Source organism: Zobellella denitrificans, assembly GCF_002407485.1.
Lineage (GTDB): Bacteria > Pseudomonadota > Gammaproteobacteria > Enterobacterales > Aeromonadaceae > Oceanimonas > Oceanimonas denitrificans.
On the sequence record NZ_CP012621.1, the window covers coordinates 835,535 to 852,751 of the forward strand.

Consider the following 17,217-nt stretch of genomic DNA (forward strand, 5'->3'; position numbering starts at 1 on the left):
CCCGTTTTTATGCTGCTCATCACCGGCAGGGAGGCGGGTCGGTCGGCGGGAGAGTGGAAATGATTATCTTCGAGTTGTTGATTGTGCTGGCGGCCATCACCCTGGGCGCCAGGATGGGCAGTATCGGCATCGGCTTTGCCGGCGGCCTGGGAGTGCTGGTGCTGACCCTGGGGCTGGGGCTGACTCCCGGCGCCATTCCGGTGGAGGTGATCCTGATCATCATGTCGGTGATCACCGCCATCGCCGCCATGCAGCTGGCCGGCGGCATGGACTACCTGGTCAGCCTGGCCGAGCGGCTGCTGCGCCGACACCCCAAATACATCACCTTTCTGGCGCCGGTGGTCACCTACACCATGACCCTGTTCGCCGGCACCGGCCACACCGCCTTTTCCACCCTGCCGGTGATTGCCGAGGTGGCCAAGGAGCAGGGCATACGCCCGTCCCGCCCGCTCAGCATCGCGGTGGTCGCCTCCCAGATAGCCATTACCGCCTCGCCCATTTCGGCGGCGGTGGTGTTCTTTTCCGGCATCCTCGAGCCCCTGGGGGTAGACTACCTGACCCTGCTGGCCATCTGCATTCCGGCCACCTTCCTGGCCTGCCTGGTGGGCGCCCTGGTGGCCAACCTGCTGGGGGCGCCGCTGGCGGAGGATCCGGTGTACCGGGAGCGACTGGCCAAGGGGCTGGTCAAACTCCGGGGCGGGAGCGCCGTCGAGATCAAGGCGGGCGCCCGGCGTTCGGTGCTCTACTTCCTGCTGGCCATCGGCGCCGTGGTGCTCTATGCCACCGCCATTTCCGACAAGGTGGGACTGATCACCAATCCGGTGCTGCCGCGGGATGCGGCCATCATGATCTTTATGCTCACGGCCGCCGGCGCCATCACCCTGGGCTGCAAGCTGGATGCGAGCCGGATTTCCAATATGGCCACCTTCAAGTCCGGCATGTCGGCCTGCGTCTGCGTACTGGGGGTGGCCTGGCTGGGGGACACCTTCGTGTCCAACCATATCGACGACATCAAGCTGGTCGCCGGCGGCCTGCTCGAAACCTATTCCTGGTTGCTGGCGGTGACCCTGTTCTTCGCTTCCATGCTGCTCTATTCCCAGGGCGCCACCACCAAGGCGCTGATGCCGGCGGCGCTGGCCATCGGCGTGGATCCGCTGACCGCGGTGGCCTCCTTCGCGGCGGTCAGCGCGCTCTTCGTGCTGCCCACCTATCCGACCCTGCTGGCGGCGGTGGAGATGGACGACACCGGCTCCACCCGCATCGGCAAGGCGGTGTTCAACCATCCCTTCTTCGTGCCCGGGGTGGTGACCATAGCGGTGAGCGTGATGCTGGGCTTTGTGTTCGGCGGCCTGCTGCTCTAGTCCTGGTTGAGCTTTGACCGAGAAAGGGAAATAATCGCCTTTCCTGTTTTCTCTCGGCGGCCTGCTGCGAACGGGATCTTCTCCGGCCGCCCATGCCTGAACAGGCCGGGCACAGGAGGTGGCCGGCCCGGATACCCCGATGCGATCTATCCTCCTGACGTTGTTGCTGGCGGGGGCCGGGGGCGGTGCCGCCCACTGGCTCGGCTTTCCCTCCGACTGGCTGGTCGGCGCCATGGTGCTGGTGGCCTTCTGCTCCATGCGCGGCCTCGCCACCCGGGTGCCGCCGCACAGCCTCGAACTGGTGCAACTGGTGCTGGGCCTGAGTGTGGGCCTGCGCGTCAGCACCGAATTGCCGGCGGGATCTTCCCTGCTGATCAGCCTGGGCGGCCTGCTGTTGTGCCTGGCCACCCAGTTGCCCCTGGTGCAGGGGCTGTTGCGCCGGCTCGGCTGGTCCCGGGAAGAGGCCATGCTGGCGGCCTCGCCGGGGGCCCTGTCGGTGATGGCGGCGCTGGCGTCGGAGCTCGACAACCCGCTGCGGGTGGTGCTGTCGCAGACGGTAAGGGTGATGCTGCTGATAAGCGGCGTCACCCTGGTGCTCTGGTTGGGCTGGGTCAACCAGGTGCCCCTGCCCGGCGAACAGGCCCTGTCCCACGGGCTCAGCCTGCTGCTGCTGGCCGTTGCCCTGGTGCTGGGACGGGGCCTGCGTCGCCTGCGGCTGCCGGTGAGCCCGTTGCTGGGGGGCATGCTGGTGGGCGGCGTCTTCGCCGGCCAGCATCCCCAGGGCATGGTGCTGGCCGGCTGGATGCTGCCCCTGTCCATGCTGCTGCTCGGCGCCCTGCTGGGCTGCCGCATCCGCCCCCTGCCGCCGCGGGAACTGGTCGGGCTGCTGGGCATCGGCCTGGTGATCTGCCTGGCCAGCTCGCTGGTGTCCCTGCTGTGGGCCGCTCTGGTGGCCTGGCAACTGGATCTGTCGGTGTTCCAGGTGTGGCTGGCCTATGCCCCGGGCGGGCTGGAGGCGATGATCTACCTGGCGCTGGTCACCGGCGAGGAGCCCTCCTGGGTGATCTTCCATCATGTGGTGCGCATCGTGCTGCTGAGCCTGGGCGGCGGCTGGCTGATGCAGCGTTACCAGGCCCGGGCGGCCGAGCCCGAAAAGGGGGACTGACGGCGGGCTTGCAAAAACGGCCGGCATTGGCCAGTCTGGGGCATTCCCAAAAGTACCGCGAGTCCCTATGAATTTCCTGTCCCAGCCGATCCCATCCCATCCCGAGCCGGACTGGAGCCGGCTGCAGGCCCTGCCCATCGAGGAGACGGGCGATCCCCTGGTGCCGCTCGGCCTGGTCACTTCGCCCATCCGGGTCTACCCGGCCTATTTTCACCTGGGGGTGCCGGGCGCCCTGGCCGAGTGCCATGTGCGTGCTCCGGTGTTGACCCGATTGCAGCAGGCGGCCCGGCTGTTGCCGGCCGGCATCGAGCTGGTGGTGCTGGACGGCTGGCGCCCGCTGGCGGTACAGCAGTATCTGTTCGACACCCTGTTGGCGGCCATGCGCGACCATGATCCGGCCGGCAGCGAGGCCGAGCACCAGGCCCGGGCCCGCCACTTCGTGGCCCCGCCCAGCGCCGATCCGCGCGCCCCCAGCCCGCACCTGACCGGCGGCTCCGTCGACGTGACCCTGTGCGACGGCGAAGGACGGCTGCTCGACATGGGCACCGAGTTCGACGACATCAGCCCCTGGTCCTACAGCGCCGCCTTCGAGGCGGTGGCCCGGCCCGGCCCGCGGGAGGGAGAGGTGATCGAAAACCGCCGCCTGCTGCACAGCGTGATGATCCGCGCCGGCTTCACCAACCTGCCCAGCGAGTGGTGGCACTTCGACTACGGCAACCAGTCCTGGGCCTGGTACAGCCAGGCTCCCCAGGCCCTGTTCGGGGCCATGTCACTGCCCGGCCTGCAACAGCGCTGGCAGCGGCAGGTGGCGGTTTTTCCCCGCTAGAGCAAGAGCACCGCATGGTGTAAAACTCGGGCGGCGACCACTCTTGGGGCGCGGGCGGCTCGCCTGCGCTTCACCAGCAAGGCATAGATCTGCACAGGGCGGTGTTTTCCTGCCGCCCTGAGTGGCGGGGCGAGGGATCCGCGCGTGGAGCTGTGTTCTGTTTTTTTTGTGCTTTTGCTCTATTATTGTTGCTTTCCGGTGGCGCAGCTTCTGGGGGCCACGCCGGCGAGCGGGGGGCATGGATGACGATACTTTATACTGTTTCGGTTGATTTTTTATTCATTAAAAACGCTGGTTCTGGCGAACGACTTGTTAATTCCACTTACAACCGCTTACTTTTTAGCAAATGAAAATGTGATATTGCTTACATATTTTAAAATTGTACCGGTGGCAAAACCCAGACAGTTTTTACCTTATGTAAACCGGAAGACGCTTTTTTGAAGCCGGGTGGTAAACGGGGTGTTTTAATTTTATTTCTTTAAAAACAATGGGTTGAAGTTTCTTGCGGGACTGGGGTATAAGCAGGGTAACCGGCTTGCTGCGGGCTGTTGCCCTGTTGTTAACCATCGGGTGGGCTATTGATAAGAAATTCTAATCGGTAGTCCTACTTGTGTTAAGCCGGATAGCGGAGTAATTTTCTCTGCACTTATCGATTGGACTAGGTTTGATCGTTAATAGAAAGCCCCTGTCAGGACAATGTTCTGCCCAAGCAGACATCCTAAATCAGAACAAAGGACGTTAGTATGAGTGCATTAGTCGATGCCATTAATGGTTATATCTGGAGCCTGCCCCTGATCTATCTGTGTCTGGGTGTAGGTCTGTACTTTTCTCTGCGTACCCGCTTCCTGCAAGTCCGTCACATCAAAGAAATGGTCCGCCTGATGTTCAAGGGCGAATCCTCTCCCGCCGGTATTTCCTCCTTCCAGGCCCTGGCGCTGTCGCTGTCCGGCCGGGTTGGTACGGGTAATATCGCCGGTGTGGCCACCGCCATCACCTTCGGTGGTCCCGGTGCCGTGTTCTGGATGTGGGTCGTGGCTTTCCTGGGTGCCGGTACCGCCTTTATCGAGTCGACCCTGGCGCAGATCTACAAGGAAAAAGACGACAACGGATTGTATCGTGGCGGTCCCGCCTACTACATCGAGAAAGGCCTGGGCATCAAGTGGTTCGCCTGGATCTTCGCCTTTGCCACCATCATCGGCTGCGGTCTGCTGCTGCCGGGCGTACAGGCCAACAGTATCGCTTCCGGTATCGAGAATGCCTTCGGCATTCCCACTTCAGTGTCTGCCGCCGCCGTGGTGGTGCTGCTGGGCCTGATCATCTTCGGTGGTATCAAGCGTATCGCTCACTTCACCCAGGTGGTGGTGCCCTTTATGGCGCTGGGCTATATCCTGGTGGCCTTCGTGATCATCATCATGAACGTCAGCCAGCTGCCCAGCGTGATCAGCCTGATCGTGGGTAGCGCCTTCGGCCTGCAGGCCGGCTTCGGTGCCATCCTGGGCCTGGCCATCGAGTGGGGCGTGAAGCGCGGTATCTACTCCAACGAAGCGGGTCAGGGTACCGGTCCTCACGCCGCCGCCGCCGCCGAGGTGTCTCACCCGGCCAAGCAGGGTCTGGTGCAGAGCTTCTCCGTGTACATCGACACCCTGTTCGTATGCTCCGCCACCGCCTTCATGGTGATCATCACCGGTGCCTACAACGTCATGGGCAAGGCCGGCGAAGCCATCGTTGAAAAACTGCCGGGCGTGTCTGCCGGCCCGGGTTACACCCAGGCGGCGGTCGAGTCGGTGATGCCTGGCTTCGGCAGCATCTTCGTGGCGGTGGCGCTGTTCTTCTTCGCCTTCACCACCATCCTGGCCTACTACTACATCGCCGAGACCAACGTGGCCTACATCAACCGTCAGGTACACCGTCCCTGGTTGATCTTCGCCCTCAAAATCGCACTGATGGCCTCTGTGGTGTACGGCGCCGTCCGTACCGCCGAGCTGGCCTGGGGCCTGGGTGACATCGGTGTGGGTCTGATGGCCTGGCTGAACATCGTCGCCATCCTGCTGCTGCAAAAGCCGGCGCTGATCGCCCTGAAGGACTATGAGGCGCAGAAGGCCAAGGGCCTGGATCCCACCTTCGATCCCACCAAGCTGGGTATCAAGAACGCCGATCACTGGGTCAAGGACAAGAAGCCCAAGGCTGCTCAGGTTGGTGATGACGTGGTTGCCGACGCCGAGGCGGAACGCAGCTAAGCCAAATCGAAAACCTTTGTTGCAAGGCCGGGAGTCATCCTCCCGGCCTTTTCTTTATGCCAGCGTCAGTCTCATCCTGCTGGTCCCACCCCGGGACCCCGCGTGCACCTATACACCCTGTTCAGCTGACGTTACTCTCTAACAAAGAAATGGCTGCATATTCCCCCTTAAGGAGAGGCGAGAGATGGATACTTCCAACCCCCTGTGGCAAACCGGCTGGTATTGTGACGGCCAGTGGCGTACCAGCCCCGACAGTTACGAGGTGCGCAACCCGGCCAGCGGCGAGGTCATCGCCAGGGTGGCCCGCTGCGGCGGCGCCGAAACCGACGAGGCCATCGCCGCCGCCGAGCGGGCCCTGGTCAGCTGGCGCAAGACCACGCCCAAGGAGCGGGGCGCCGTGCTGCGCCGCTGGTATGAACTGATGATGCAGCACCAGGATGAGCTGGCCGAGCTGATGGTGCTGGAGCAGGGCAAGCCCCTGACCGAGGCCAAAGGCGAGGTGGCCTATGCTGCCAGCTTCCTCGAATGGTTCGCGGAAGAAGCCAAGCGCGCCTACGGCGAAACCATCCCCAGTCCCAGGCAGGAAAACCGGCTTTGGGTGGTGAAGGAGCCGGTGGGTGTCATCGCCGCCATCACCCCCTGGAATTTCCCCTTCGCCATGCTCACCCGCAAGGTGGGGCCGGCCATCGCCGCCGGCTGCACCGCCGTGGCCAAGGCCTCGGAAGAAACCCCCCTCTGTGCCAATGCGCTGGCGGTGCTGGCCGAGCGGGCGGGCATGCCACCCGGGGTGCTCAACCTGGTGTCCGGCGATGCGCCGGCCATCGGTGAGGCCATGATGGCGAGCCCGGCGGTGCGCAAGCTGTCCTTTACCGGTTCCACCCGGGTGGGCAAACTGCTGATGGCCAGGGCCGCCGACACGGTGAAAAAACTCTCCCTGGAGCTGGGTGGCAACGCCCCCTTTATCGTGTTCGACGACGCGGATCTGGACGCGGCCGTGGCCGGGGCCCTGGCTTCCAAGTTCCGCAACACCGGCCAGACCTGCGTGTGCGTCAACCGCTTCTTCGTGCAGGACGGCATCTACGATGCCTTCGTCAGCCGCCTGGCCGAGGCCGCGTCCGCCATGAAGGTGGCCGATGGCCTGACTCCCGGCGCCCAGCAGGGGCCGCTGATCAACCCGGCGGCGCTGGCCAAGGTGGAGCGCCATGTGGCGGACGCCCTGGCCCAGGGCGGCCAACTGGTGTGTGGCGGTGCGCGCCATGAGCTTGGCGGCACCTTCTATCAGCCCACCGTGATCCGCGAGGCCCACGAAGGCATGCAACTGGCCCAGGAGGAAACCTTCGGCCCGGTGGCGGCCTGCTTCCGCTTCCAGGACGAGGCCGAGGCCGTGCGCCGCGCCAACGCCACCCCCTTCGGCCTGGCCGCCTACTTCTACACCAAGGATCTGAACCGGGTGATCCGGGTGGCCGAGGCGCTGGAATCGGGCATGGTGGGGGTGAACGAGGGCATCATCTCCAACGAGGTGTCCCCCTTCGGCGGGGTCAAGGAATCCGGGCTGGGCCGGGAAGGTGCGCGCATCGGCCTGGAGGAGTTTCTGGAAACCAAATACATCAACCTGGGCGGGCTGGGCTAGCCACCGGGCAGCCAGCCGGGCAGGGCGAGGTACAGCGCCTCGCGCATGCGCCGGGTATGGGAGCCCGGCCAGTACAGGCGGCAGCAACGGGGGCACTGGAACACCGGCGCCGTGCCCTCGGGGGGCAGTGGCGGCGGGTGGCCGCTCAGCTCCCCGGGCCGGGCCGGGCACAGGGGCGTGTTGCACAGCAGGCAACGGCGGAACAGTGCCGTCGGCGGTGGGAGCCGGCAAGCCAGGATCACCTGCTCCAGCTGTTCCAGGGGAACCGATGCGTCTATCAGCAGGACCCGGGCCGGGCGCAGAAAGCGTACCAGGTGCCTGTCCCGGGTGAGCAGTATCCGCCCTTCGGCATTGGCCAGTTCCACCAGTTGGTGGTCGTCCAGTTCGGGTTGGTAGCAGGTGTCGTAGTCCAGCACCCGCAGCCAGCGCGCCAGCCGCCCCAGCATGGCGTCGGCCACAAAGCGGGGAGCCTGGTGTCTGCCCATCCACTCTCATCTCCATGCCGTCTTTGCGCTTGCGGTCATGTCGCTCCTGTTCTCCTGGCTGGCACTGTCATCGTATCTATTCTGCGTGGCTCAGTCGGAACTGGTTTCGTTCTCATCCTCTGGCTCTGCCGGCGGCACTTCAACCTCTTCTTCCTTATCGGGGAGGGCTGCGTCTGCCTCTTTCACGTCCATGCCCACGTCCATTTCCACTCCCGCCGCCGGTGCCGGCTCTTCTCCCAATACTTCTATGCTTTGGGTGGTGCCTTTCAGCACCACCACGGAGCGGGACTCCTGGGCCTGGGGCTGAAGGGCCAGCAGGCAGCAAGCGGCAAACAGCAGGCTATATAGCTTCATTTTTATGATCCTCCGGGGATGGGCTCTGCCCTTTAAATCTAGCATTGCCGATGGAGAGCGGGCTGACGGAAGAGGAGACCGAACGGAATTTACCGGCGAACTGGCTACACTCTACAAGGCGGGTGTCTAATGGCACTTGTTGGTGTTTCCATTTCCATCACAGGAGAGCCGCCATGAGTACAGCGTCATCCCGACCCTCGTCCACCCTGCTGATGCCGGTGTTTATCCCGGCGGTGATCGTTATCGCCCTGATGGTGGTCGGCACCATGAGCAACCCGCAACTGGCGGGAGAGATTTTTTCCCGTACCCTGGCCTATATCACCACCCACTTTGGCTGGTTCTACATGCTGTCGGTGGCCATCTTCCTGGTGTTTATCGTCTCCCTGGCCTTTAGCCGCTGGGGCAATATCAAGCTGGGGCCGGATCACGCCGAGCCGGAATACAGCTTTCCCGCCTGGTTCGCCATGCTGTTTTCCGCCGGCTACGGCATCGCCCTGCTGTTCTTCGGCGTGGCCGAGCCGGTGCTGCACTACGCCTCTCCCCCCGAAGGGCCGGCCCTGACGGTGGACGCGGCCAAGCAGGCCATGCAGATCGCCTTTTTCCACTGGGGCTTTCATATCTGGGCCATCTACGGCCTGGTGGGGCTGGCCCTGGCCTATTTCGCCTTTCGCCACGGTCTGCCGCTGTCGATGCGTTCCACCCTGTATCCGCTGATCGGCGATCGCATCCACGGTCCCCTGGGGCATGCGGTGGACACCTTCGCCATTCTCGGCACCCTGTTCGGCATCGCCACCACCCTGGGACTGTCGGTGGCCCAGATCAATGCCGGCCTCAACTACCTCTGGCCGGGCATTCCGGTCAGTACGGGGGTGCAGATCATCGCCATAGTGGTGATCACCGCCCTTGCCATTTTCTCGGTGGTGGCGGGCATGGACAAGGGGGTGAAGCGGCTGTCGATCCTCAACATGGTGCTGGCCATTTCGCTGATGCTGTTCGTGTTTGCGGTGGGGCCGACCGTCTTCATCCTCAACACCTTCATGCAGAACACCGGCAGCTACCTGAGCAACATAGTGGAGCGCACCTTCAACCTGCAGGCCTACACCGCCAGCGACTGGATCGGCAACTGGACCCTGTTCATCTTCGGCTGGACCATCGCCTGGGCGCCCTTCGTCGGCCTCTTTATCGCCAAGATCAGCCGGGGCCGTACCATCCGCCAGTTCGTGGTGGGGGTGATGGTGGTGCCCACCTTCTTCACCTTCCTGTGGTTTTCGGTGTTCGGCGACACCGCCCTGCACATGATCATGGTGGAAGGCTACACCCGGCTGATCGACGAGGTGCAGGCGGACCACGCCATCGCCCTGTTCAAGCTGTTCGAGCGGTTGCCGCTGACCGGCATGGTGTCTTTTGTGGCCGTTTTCCTGATCATCACCTTCTTCGTCACCTCCTCCGACTCCGGCTCCCTGGTGATCGATTCCCTCGCCTCGGGCGGTGCCCAGCATACCCCTGCCTGGCAGCGGGTGTTCTGGGCCAGCACCGAAGGGCTGGTGGCGGCGGCGCTGCTGCTGGCCGGGGGGCTGAGCGCATTGCAGACCGCTTCCATCGTCAGCGCCCTGCCGTTTGCCATCATCATGCTGATCGCCGCCATCGGCATGTGGCGGGCCCTGATCATCGAAGGCCATCACGAGGTCAGCCTGCAGCACCACATGCATTCCCGTCAGGGAGCGGGCAGGCAGGGGCCCGGTTTCTGGAAGAAACGGCTGGCCAGCCTGGTGGATTTTCCACCCCGGGACAAGGTCGAGGGTTTTATTCTCGGTACCGCACTGGAAAGCATGAAGAAAGTGGAGCAGGAGCTGGAACAGCAGGGCTGGGAAGCCGAGGTCAACCTGGATGAGGAGCTGTGCCGGGCCCGCTTCGAGGTGTTCAAGGAAGGGCAGGTGGAGTTTATCTACGAGATCCGCCTGCGCGCCTATGCCATGCCCGACTTCGCCTTCCCCGAGACGGAGCGGGATCTGGACGGCGACGACCATTACTACCGGGCCGAAGTGTTCCTGCGCCGGGGTGGCCAGGCCTATGACGTTTATGGCTACGATCAACCGGACATCATCAGCGACATCCTGGATCAGTTCGAGAAGTACCTGCACTTCCTGCATATCTCGCCGGGGATTTTGCCCTGGAAGATGGAAGAGCACGACGATGACACCCCGCCCGCCCGGGAAGGGGAGGAAAGCCCGGCCAAAACGTGACCGGGATCTTTAGGTTGTTAACACCAAGGGGCAGGCTGTGCGGGCTTGCCCTTTTTGCAGAGGAGCAGCCCGGGTGGTACACGAGTCGATTCGAGCCGGGAGGGGAACTCAGTTGCCGTTGAACATGGCTTCCATGGCGGCTTCCTTGTCGTCTCCGGCGGCCGGTTGGGCTTGGGGCTGCGCTTGTGCCTGGGGCTGAGGGGCGGTTTCCAGCTGCTTCAATTGCTGCTCCGCCGCCTGCAACTGGGCGCGGGTTGCGGCCAGCTCGGCCTGCAACTGGCTGAGGGCGGGCTCGGCCTGCGGCGCTGGCGGCTGCAGGGTTTGCGGTGCCAGCGCCGGTGCCTCGGCATTGGTATCGGGGCCGGCCAGGGGCAGCATGGCCGGGGCCGTGTTGTGGTTCAGCCAGTCCTGCAGGGCGGCGGGCCAGACTGCCGCCCGGCCGGTATGGGATTCGGTGAACACCTTGGTCTGCTCGCCGGTGTTGAGCAGGGCCGCCATCTGGTTGGTTTCCGAGTTCCACACCAGACCGGCCCGTTCCGGACCTTCCAGCGGGTTATAGCGGGAAGCCAGGTAAAACAGCGGACCTTCCTGCTGCAGCTCGGTGGCGGTGCGCAGCAGGTTGATGGTGGTATCGTAATGGGGGCCGAGCAGGCCGGTCATCCGGGTTTTGATCACCGGCTGTTCGAACAGGTTGGTGGTGTTGGGATCCAGCCCCACCATGGGTTTGAGCAGGGCCCACATCAACTGGCCCTGGCCCATGGCCAGCATGGGGGCCACACAGGCACTCAGCAGCAGGCTGAGCACGGCCGCTTTCAGCAGGGTTAACAGACGCATCTGAGAATCCATTTAATTTATTAAAAACAAGGGTTTACCTATACGAGTCCGGCGCAGGGCCGCACTCCATGGAACAGGCGCGCGCACGTTACCATAAATTGACCAAAAAGAGGCCAGGGGGGTAAAAAAATAGTCCCCTGCCTGGCGGCACGGCCGCGGAAAAGCCCTGTCGGTTCAATGGCCAAGGCGGTTTTCCCGGCGGCAGGGGCGAGCGGCGGTGGTGCGACAGTCCCTGCGTGCAGCGGTGCTTGTCGCGTCCTGTGACAGGCGCGACCGGTGGGCAGCAACGGAAGGCATGATCCGGGGACGGCTTTTTGGCATTCTTGTCCCTTTTCAGGAGACGGCGATGACGCGGATGGCAAGATTGGGGGCCGTGCTGGCCCTGTTACTGAGCGCCTGTGGCGGCGAGCCGCAGCAGGAGATCCGCCTGCTCAGCGGCGAGAGCCGGCAGGAGCTGGCCAGCAGCCATATGGCCGCGGCCGTGCTGGAGCGGGCCGGCTTCGAGGTGACGGTGGCGTCCGCCAACCTGGGCCAGCGCTGGCAGCGGCTGTGGGCCGGCGAGGCGGACGCCAGCCTGAGTATCTGGATGCCCGAAGCCTCGGCCCCCTTTGTGGAGCGCTTTTTCGAGCGGCTGCACGATCTGGGCCCCAACTACCTGGGACCACGGCTGGAGGAAGGGGAGTGGCCCGAAGGCGACAGGCCCCATACCCTGGCCCGCCGGGCCCTGGAACAGGGCGCGCCCGGGGCGCTCGAGCTGCTGGCCGGAATGCGCTGGCAACGGGAAGAGCTGGAGTGGGTGCTGGCCGAGTGGCAGGCAACCGGCGACCCCGCCCGGGCGGCCAGGGCCTGGCTGGCACGCAAAGAGGGTGCCGAATGAAATCGTTTGCTGCCCGGGCCGAGGATAATGTTGCCCGCCGGCTGTCCGGACCGGCACGGGGCGGCTAAGTTTTACTGGAGAGAGGGACAAGCGGGATAACAGGACCGGCTGCCAGGCTGGCGGTATTTCAATGTTAAAGGAGTAACATGGCATGTCTTATATCCGGAACATCCTGCTCGGGATGGCGGGACTGTTGCTGGCCGGTGCCGTTTCGGCACAGCCGGCGCAAGGTTTGATGCGGGCGGACTTCGAGCCCTGCCCCGATCCCGGCCAGGCTATCGAATCCCTGGCCACCCCCTGCATGGCCCTGGTGCAGTTCGGCGAGGCCCAGGCGCCGGGCAGGGGGGCACAGCTGCTGAGGGGAGCCGGCGCCGTGGTGCGCTTCGATTTTCCCGCCCTCAACGGCGCCGCCGTGCTGGTGCCGAACGAGCGGGTCTACTGGGCCCTGGTCAATGATCAGCGCATCGCCCGGCTGCTCCCCGACCGGCGGCTGGGCATAGCCGCCCCGCCCAACAGGTGTAGTCCCTGGCCCTCCTGCAAGAATGATGATGGTGGAGCCCAGCCTCCCGAGCCGGGCACTTCCAACCCCATCCCCGCCGGGGTCCAGCGTATCGGTGCCGATCAGGTGTGGAACCGGACCACCGGGCCCAGCGCCACCGGACTGGGCGTGACCGTCTGGGTGGTGGATACCGGGGTGGATGGCAGCCATGCGGATCTGCAGCCAGACAGCGGCACCGGTATTGGCGGCTATATCGGCGGCGTCAGCTGCCTGGGCACCGCCTCGACGGCCAGTTGCGTAACGGATGGCGGCATCGACGACAATGGCCATGGCACCCATGTGGCGGGTATCGTCGGTGCCCGCCATAACGATATCGACGTGGTGGGCGTGGCGCCGGATTCGGCCATCGCCTCGGTCAAGGTACTGGACAGCACCGGCAACGGCTACGATTCCAACCTGATCGCCGGGCTGGAGTATATTGCCAGTCAGGCCGCCACCGGGGGCCTGCATGTGGTCAATATGAGCCTGGCTCGTCCGGGTAACTGCCAGCTCGGAGAGGAAGACAGCGGCGCCGCCCTGATCAGCGATAGCCTGACCTTGCTGAACCAGTGGGGCGTGGTGGTGGTGGCCGCCGCTGGCAACGATCCCAACAAGGAGATCTCCGACCTGGTGCCCGCCGGTTGTCCCCAGGTGATGGCCGTGGCCAGCACCACCGCAATGGATGGCACCAACAAGTGCCGGGCCCTGCGCGGCAGCATTTTGGCGGACACCGCCTCCTACTTCACCACCGACGGCGCCGGCGTGCTGGTATCGGCGCCCGGCTCGACCCGGGAGGACAACACCTGCGGCGGCATCCAGCCCAAGGGCATACTGTCCCTGGCGGTGGGCGGCGGCACCACCGAGAAGAACGGCACCAGCATGGCGGCGCCCCATGTGGCCGGGCTGGCGGCCCTGATGCTGCAGGCTGACGCAGCCCTGCCCCCGGACGGGGTACGTACCCTTATCGGCTGTCACGCCACTCGGCGCGGTCAGGCCCCCCTGTCCCATCCTTTTATCAGCCAGTCTTTCGATGGGGAGAGGGAAGGGATTGCCTGGGCCCCGGCCACGGTGGGCGCCCAACCCTGCAACTAAAACGGCTCAGGGGAAAGGGTGTCCGCCTGGCGGACGCCCTGCTCGGAGCCATCGGCTCAGACCGGCAGGGCCAGCAGGTCGTAGCGGCTGATAAGGCTCGCCACCTCTTCCTGGGGCAGATCCACCTCGGCCTGCACCAGCTCGTCATCAGCGCCCGCACGCTGGAGGCGGGGCTGTTGAGGATCAGCTCCCGCAGGGACAGGGTACCGACCAGCCGGCGGCGCTCGTCCAGCACATAGAGCTGGTAGATGGTCTCGGCGTCCGGCGCGGTCCGGCGCACCAGGGCCAGCCCCCGACCTGTCATAGGTTCGGAAGTGGTTGTCTGTAAGCTACAACTACTGGGTTCCATGAGTATCTCTACCGTGATGCCGGAAATTCGGCGCGCGTTATCTATCCGAAGCTGGCGGCGGGAGCAAGGCCAAATGGGTCATGATCTTGCGATTGGGCACAGACGAAAGCCGGCCAGGCTTGACCTGGGTCATGGTGGTATTCGGAAAGCCGGGCTAGCCTAAGCGGGCGGTGACCGCGAGGCGCCGTCTATACCCTTTGGAGGACAAGCTATGAACAGGCGATTTTCATGGAAGCGGGCACTGGTGCTGACCATGGCGCTGGGAACGGGGGGCACAGCCCTGGCCCAAGGCATGGGACCGGGCATGGGCATGATGCAGGGCCCCGGCATGGGAATGGGGCCCATGATGGGGGGCGGCATGCCCTGCGGCCCCATGGGCATGCATCCGGGCTGGATGGCGGGGGCCCAGGGGCCGTTGACCGAGCAGCAGCGGCAGGCGCTGGCGGCCCTGCAGCAGGAACTGCACGCTTCCCATTGGGAGCTGATGCAGGAAATGCACAAGCTGCAGGCTGGCCAGATGATGCCCGACGCCCCGGCGGACAAGGCTGCCATCCTGGAGATGCACCGCAAGATGAGCGATATCCATCTCAAGATGCTGGAGCTGCGGCTCGATGCCCAGGAAAAAATGAACGAGATCCTGAAACCACAATAACCGCCCACCAGGATACGGGCGGCCTTGTCCGCCGCCCGTGTATTGTCATGGACTCATGACGCTCTCCGTCATAAGCTGGCGCTTATTGCCCCTGCCAACGAGATGTCGCAATGAGTGGTATGAATGGATTTGATGCCGACCGGGATGTCTACCGCACCTTGCTGGAGTCCACCAAGGCGATTCCCTGGAAGATAGACTGGCACAGCATGACCTTCAGCTATATCGGCCCCCAGATAGAAACGCTGCTGGGCTGGTCGCCGGACAGCTGGGTCAGCGTCAACGACTGGGTGGAGCGCATGCATCCGGAGGACAGGGAGCGGGTGGTGGGCTTTTGCGTCAGCCAGTCCCAGGCGGGCACCGATCACGAGGCCGATTACCGGGCCCTGACCAGGGACGGGGACTATGTGTGGATCCGGGATGTGGTGCACGTGGTGCGCAACGAAGAGGGCGGGGTGGAGTCGCTGGTCGGTTTTATGTTCGACATCAGCGAGCGCAAGCATACCGAGCAGCAGTTGATCCGGCTGCAGAAGGAACTCGAGGAGCTGTCCTACAAGGACGGTCTCACCGGAATAGCCAACAGGCGCATGTTCGACGCCACCCTGGAGCAGGAGTGGAACGACGCACGGCGCCGATGCCAACCATTGGCATTGATCCTGCTGGATATCGATAATTTCAAGGAATATAACGACCATTTCGGCCACCTCCAGGGGGATGATTGCCTGCGGACGGTGGCCCGGATCCTGAGCCGGGCTGCGACCCGGCCGCGGGACTTCGTCGGCCGCTTCGGCGGCGAGGAGTTCGCGCTGATCCTGCCCGAGAGCGATGCCCGCGCCGCTCGCACCGTGGCCGAGCGCTGCCGGCAGTTGCTTACCGAGCAGGCCCTGCCCCATCCGGCGGCGCTTGCCACGCCGACCGTCACCCTCAGCCTGGGGGTGTCCAGCCTGGTGCCCGGAGAGCAAGACTGTCCCCTGGCTTTTATCGAGTCTGTGGACAGGCTGCTGTACCGGGCCAAGCAGTCGGGGCGCAACCGTATCGAGGCCGGCTAAGCGGAGGATGCCTCGTCTGGTGTGGGTTCAAAAACAGAAAAGGCGCCCACCTTTTAGGTAAAGCGCCTTTACTGTCAATAACTTGTAGTCAAGCTATCAGTTCATGCCGTATTACCACATAACCTGTTTCAGTGCTGTTCATGTCATTCCATGTTGATTGACGCAACCATTTGATAGATAAGGAATTAGTTGGCTTTTGTGGCTCATGTTGTTTCATGTTGATTCCCTTATTTTCTGCGAAATACTATGATTGGGGTATCACACGGGGTATCACATGACATGGTGAAGCATGGCCACCAACCAGCTGAACGACAACAAGATAAAGGGACTGATCCGCAAGCCGCCCGAGCGGGAAACCTGGATTACCGATGGTGACGGGTTATCCGCCCGGCTGATCAAGTCAGGCTCCTTGTCCTGGTATTTCCGCTATCGGCTGGGCGGCAGGGGCGGAAAACTGGAGCGGCTGCTGCTGGGCAAGTACCCGGAGCTGTCCCTGGCCGCCGCCCGCAAGCTGCGTGACCAGTGCCGGGAGTGGCTGGCCAACAACGAGGATCCCCGCTTCAAGCTCAATGCTACCGCCCAGGAGGCATTGAAGCCGGTCACGGTACGGGATGCCTTGGAATACTGGCTGGACAACTACGCCGCCCACAACCGCGCTAACCACGACAAGCACCGGCGCCAGCTCGAGGTCCACATCTTCCCCCATATCGGCAAGCTACCGCTCAACCTGGCCGACCGCCGCCAGTGGCTCACCGCCCTGGAGCGGATCAGCCACAACGGTTCCCCGGTGGCCGCCGGCTATGTGCTGCAGATGTGCAAGCAGGCGCTGCGCTACTGCGACCGCCGCGGCTACGCCACCAGCACCGCCCTGGAAGGGCTGACAATACCGGACGTGGGCAAGAAGCAGGGCAAGCGGGACCGGGTGCTCACCGATGCCGAACTGGGCGGCCTGTGGCGCTGGCTCGATAACAACGGCGTCCAGCCCTATTACCGGGATCTGCTCAGGCTGATCATCGTGTTCTGCGCCCGCACCCAGGAGATCAGGCTTTCAACCTGGGAAGAGTGGGATTTTGACGCCCGGCTGTGGACCGTGCCCGAGGCCAACAGCAAGAGCGGCACCCGCATTGTCCGGCCCATTCCCGAACGGGTCATTCCCTGGCTGGAAGAAATGCGCCGCTCCAATGATGGCCCTTACCTGCTGGGCCCGCTCAAGAAGCCCGAGGCCGTGAGCCAGCAGGGCCGCACCTTTCACAAGCGGCTGAAGCACAGGGAGCCCTGGACGTTGCACAACTTGCGGCACACCTTCATCACCAAGAACGCCGACCTGGGCGCCCCGCCCCATGTGGTGGAGCTGCTGGCCGGCCACGAACTGGGCGGCGTGTTCGCCGTGTACAACCGCAGCCAGTACCTGCCGGAAAAGCTGGAGGTGCTGAACCGCTGGCTCGACCGCCTGGAACTGCTGGCCGAGGCCCCGGACAACGTGATCCCGGCTTCATTCAGCCGCACCGCATAACCGTAGAGAGCACAA

General features: G+C 64.0%; 14 protein-coding genes. 11 read left to right on the top strand and 3 right to left on the bottom strand.

The window, feature by feature from the left end:
• Positions 1-59: 59 nt before the first annotated feature.
• The 5 genes from AN401_RS03980 (at position 60) to AN401_RS04000 (ending at position 7,219) form a co-directional block, all read left to right on the top strand.
• Entirely contained in the window at positions 60-1,361 is a 1,302-nt protein-coding gene (locus AN401_RS03980; RefSeq protein ID WP_094040729.1) for an anaerobic C4-dicarboxylate transporter, read from the top strand.
• A gap of 139 nt (positions 1,362-1,500) precedes the next feature.
• Positions 1,501-2,526, top strand: coding sequence for an AbrB family transcriptional regulator (locus AN401_RS03985; RefSeq protein ID WP_096778593.1), 1,026 nt, complete (start codon positions 1,501-1,503; stop codon positions 2,524-2,526).
• A 67-nt stretch (positions 2,527-2,593) separates the two neighbouring features.
• On the top strand, positions 2,594-3,352 hold the full coding sequence (locus tag AN401_RS03990) for a M15 family metallopeptidase (RefSeq protein ID WP_096778594.1): 759 nt from the start codon (positions 2,594-2,596) through the stop codon (positions 3,350-3,352).
• Between the two features lie 743 nt (positions 3,353-4,095).
• Positions 4,096-5,589, top strand: a complete 1,494-nt coding sequence (locus AN401_RS03995; protein ID WP_096778595.1) for an alanine/glycine:cation symporter family protein — start codon at positions 4,096-4,098, stop codon at positions 5,587-5,589.
• A 184-nt stretch (positions 5,590-5,773) separates the two neighbouring features.
• Positions 5,774-7,219, top strand: coding sequence for an NAD-dependent succinate-semialdehyde dehydrogenase (locus AN401_RS04000; protein ID WP_096778596.1), 1,446 nt, complete (start codon positions 5,774-5,776; stop codon positions 7,217-7,219).
• Here the strand turns inward: AN401_RS04000 and AN401_RS04005 are convergent.
• Together AN401_RS04005 and AN401_RS04010 are read right to left on the bottom strand one after the other, a co-directional pair.
• Positions 7,216-7,704: a Mut7-C RNAse domain-containing protein gene (locus AN401_RS04005; protein ID WP_096778597.1), complete on the bottom strand. Its 489-nt coding sequence runs from the start codon at positions 7,702-7,704 to the stop codon at positions 7,216-7,218. The two genes, AN401_RS04000 and AN401_RS04005, sit on opposite strands and share 4 nt — an antisense overlap.
• A 90-nt stretch (positions 7,705-7,794) precedes the next feature.
• Positions 7,795-8,058: a hypothetical protein gene (locus AN401_RS04010; protein WP_096778598.1), complete on the bottom strand. Its 264-nt coding sequence runs from the start codon at positions 8,056-8,058 to the stop codon at positions 7,795-7,797.
• 173 nt (positions 8,059-8,231) lie between these two features.
• Here AN401_RS04010 and AN401_RS04015 point away from each other — a divergent pair, with 173 nt between their 5' ends.
• Positions 8,232-10,301, top strand: coding sequence for a BCCT family transporter (locus AN401_RS04015; RefSeq protein WP_094038620.1), 2,070 nt, complete (start codon positions 8,232-8,234; stop codon positions 10,299-10,301).
• Positions 10,302-10,409: 108 nt separating this feature from the next.
• Here the strand turns inward: AN401_RS04015 and AN401_RS20375 are convergent, their stop codons facing one another.
• Positions 10,410-11,135 (bottom strand): hypothetical protein, encoded by a 726-nt coding sequence (locus tag AN401_RS20375; protein ID WP_096778599.1) that lies wholly within the window; start codon positions 11,133-11,135, stop codon positions 10,410-10,412.
• Between the two features lie 346 nt (positions 11,136-11,481).
• Here AN401_RS20375 and AN401_RS04025 point away from each other — a divergent pair, with 346 nt between their 5' ends.
• The 5 genes from AN401_RS04025 to AN401_RS04050 all read left to right on the top strand — a co-directional run bounded on the left by AN401_RS04025 (position 11,482) and on the right by AN401_RS04050 (position 17,202).
• A complete protein-coding gene (locus tag AN401_RS04025; protein WP_157772151.1) occupies positions 11,482-12,012 on the top strand; it encodes a glycine betaine ABC transporter substrate-binding protein in 531 nt (176 codons plus the stop codon).
• A 151-nt stretch (positions 12,013-12,163) separates the two neighbouring features.
• Positions 12,164-13,642, top strand: a complete 1,479-nt coding sequence (locus AN401_RS04030) for a S8 family peptidase (protein WP_096778601.1) — start codon at positions 12,164-12,166, stop codon at positions 13,640-13,642.
• Between the two features lie 560 nt (positions 13,643-14,202).
• Positions 14,203-14,643, top strand: coding sequence for a Spy/CpxP family protein refolding chaperone (locus tag AN401_RS04040; RefSeq protein WP_094038616.1), 441 nt, complete (start codon positions 14,203-14,205; stop codon positions 14,641-14,643).
• Between the two features lie 119 nt (positions 14,644-14,762).
• Positions 14,763-15,689 (top strand): sensor domain-containing diguanylate cyclase, encoded by a 927-nt coding sequence (locus AN401_RS04045; RefSeq protein ID WP_096778602.1) that lies wholly within the window; start codon positions 14,763-14,765, stop codon positions 15,687-15,689.
• Positions 15,690-15,978: 289 nt separating this feature from the next.
• On the top strand, positions 15,979-17,202 hold the full coding sequence (locus AN401_RS04050; RefSeq protein ID WP_096778603.1) for a tyrosine-type recombinase/integrase: 1,224 nt from the start codon (positions 15,979-15,981) through the stop codon (positions 17,200-17,202).
• The last annotated feature ends 15 nt before the right edge of the window (positions 17,203-17,217 follow it).

What these genes read in the sequence shown, in the direction of transcription:
- AN401_RS04050 (WP_096778603.1), top strand. Translation starts at nt 15,979, where the DNA reads ATGGCCACCAACCAGCTGAACGACAACAAGATAAAGGGACTGATCCGC.
- AN401_RS03985 (WP_096778593.1), top strand. Translation starts at nt 1,501, where the DNA reads ATGCGATCTATCCTCCTGACGTTGTTGCTGGCGGGGGCCGGGGGCGGT.
- AN401_RS03980 (WP_094040729.1), top strand. Translation starts at nt 60, where the DNA reads ATGATTATCTTCGAGTTGTTGATTGTGCTGGCGGCCATCACCCTGGGC.
- AN401_RS20375 (WP_096778599.1), bottom strand. Translation starts at nt 11,135, where the DNA reads ATGCGTCTGTTAACCCTGCTGAAAGCGGCCGTGCTCAGCCTGCTGCTG.
- AN401_RS03995 (WP_096778595.1), top strand. Translation starts at nt 4,096, where the DNA reads ATGAGTGCATTAGTCGATGCCATTAATGGTTATATCTGGAGCCTGCCC.
- AN401_RS04015 (WP_094038620.1), top strand. Translation starts at nt 8,232, where the DNA reads ATGAGTACAGCGTCATCCCGACCCTCGTCCACCCTGCTGATGCCGGTG.
- AN401_RS04030 (WP_096778601.1), top strand. Translation starts at nt 12,164, where the DNA reads ATGTCTTATATCCGGAACATCCTGCTCGGGATGGCGGGACTGTTGCTG.
- AN401_RS04000 (WP_096778596.1), top strand. Translation starts at nt 5,774, where the DNA reads ATGGATACTTCCAACCCCCTGTGGCAAACCGGCTGGTATTGTGACGGC.
- AN401_RS04040 (WP_094038616.1), top strand. Translation starts at nt 14,203, where the DNA reads ATGAACAGGCGATTTTCATGGAAGCGGGCACTGGTGCTGACCATGGCG.
- AN401_RS03990 (WP_096778594.1), top strand. Translation starts at nt 2,594, where the DNA reads ATGAATTTCCTGTCCCAGCCGATCCCATCCCATCCCGAGCCGGACTGG.
- AN401_RS04010 (WP_096778598.1), bottom strand. Translation starts at nt 8,058, where the DNA reads ATGAAGCTATATAGCCTGCTGTTTGCCGCTTGCTGCCTGCTGGCCCTT.
- AN401_RS04025 (WP_157772151.1), top strand. Translation starts at nt 11,482, where the DNA reads ATGACGCGGATGGCAAGATTGGGGGCCGTGCTGGCCCTGTTACTGAGC.
- AN401_RS04045 (WP_096778602.1), top strand. Translation starts at nt 14,763, where the DNA reads ATGAATGGATTTGATGCCGACCGGGATGTCTACCGCACCTTGCTGGAG.
- AN401_RS04005 (WP_096778597.1), bottom strand. Translation starts at nt 7,704, where the DNA reads ATGGGCAGACACCAGGCTCCCCGCTTTGTGGCCGACGCCATGCTGGGG.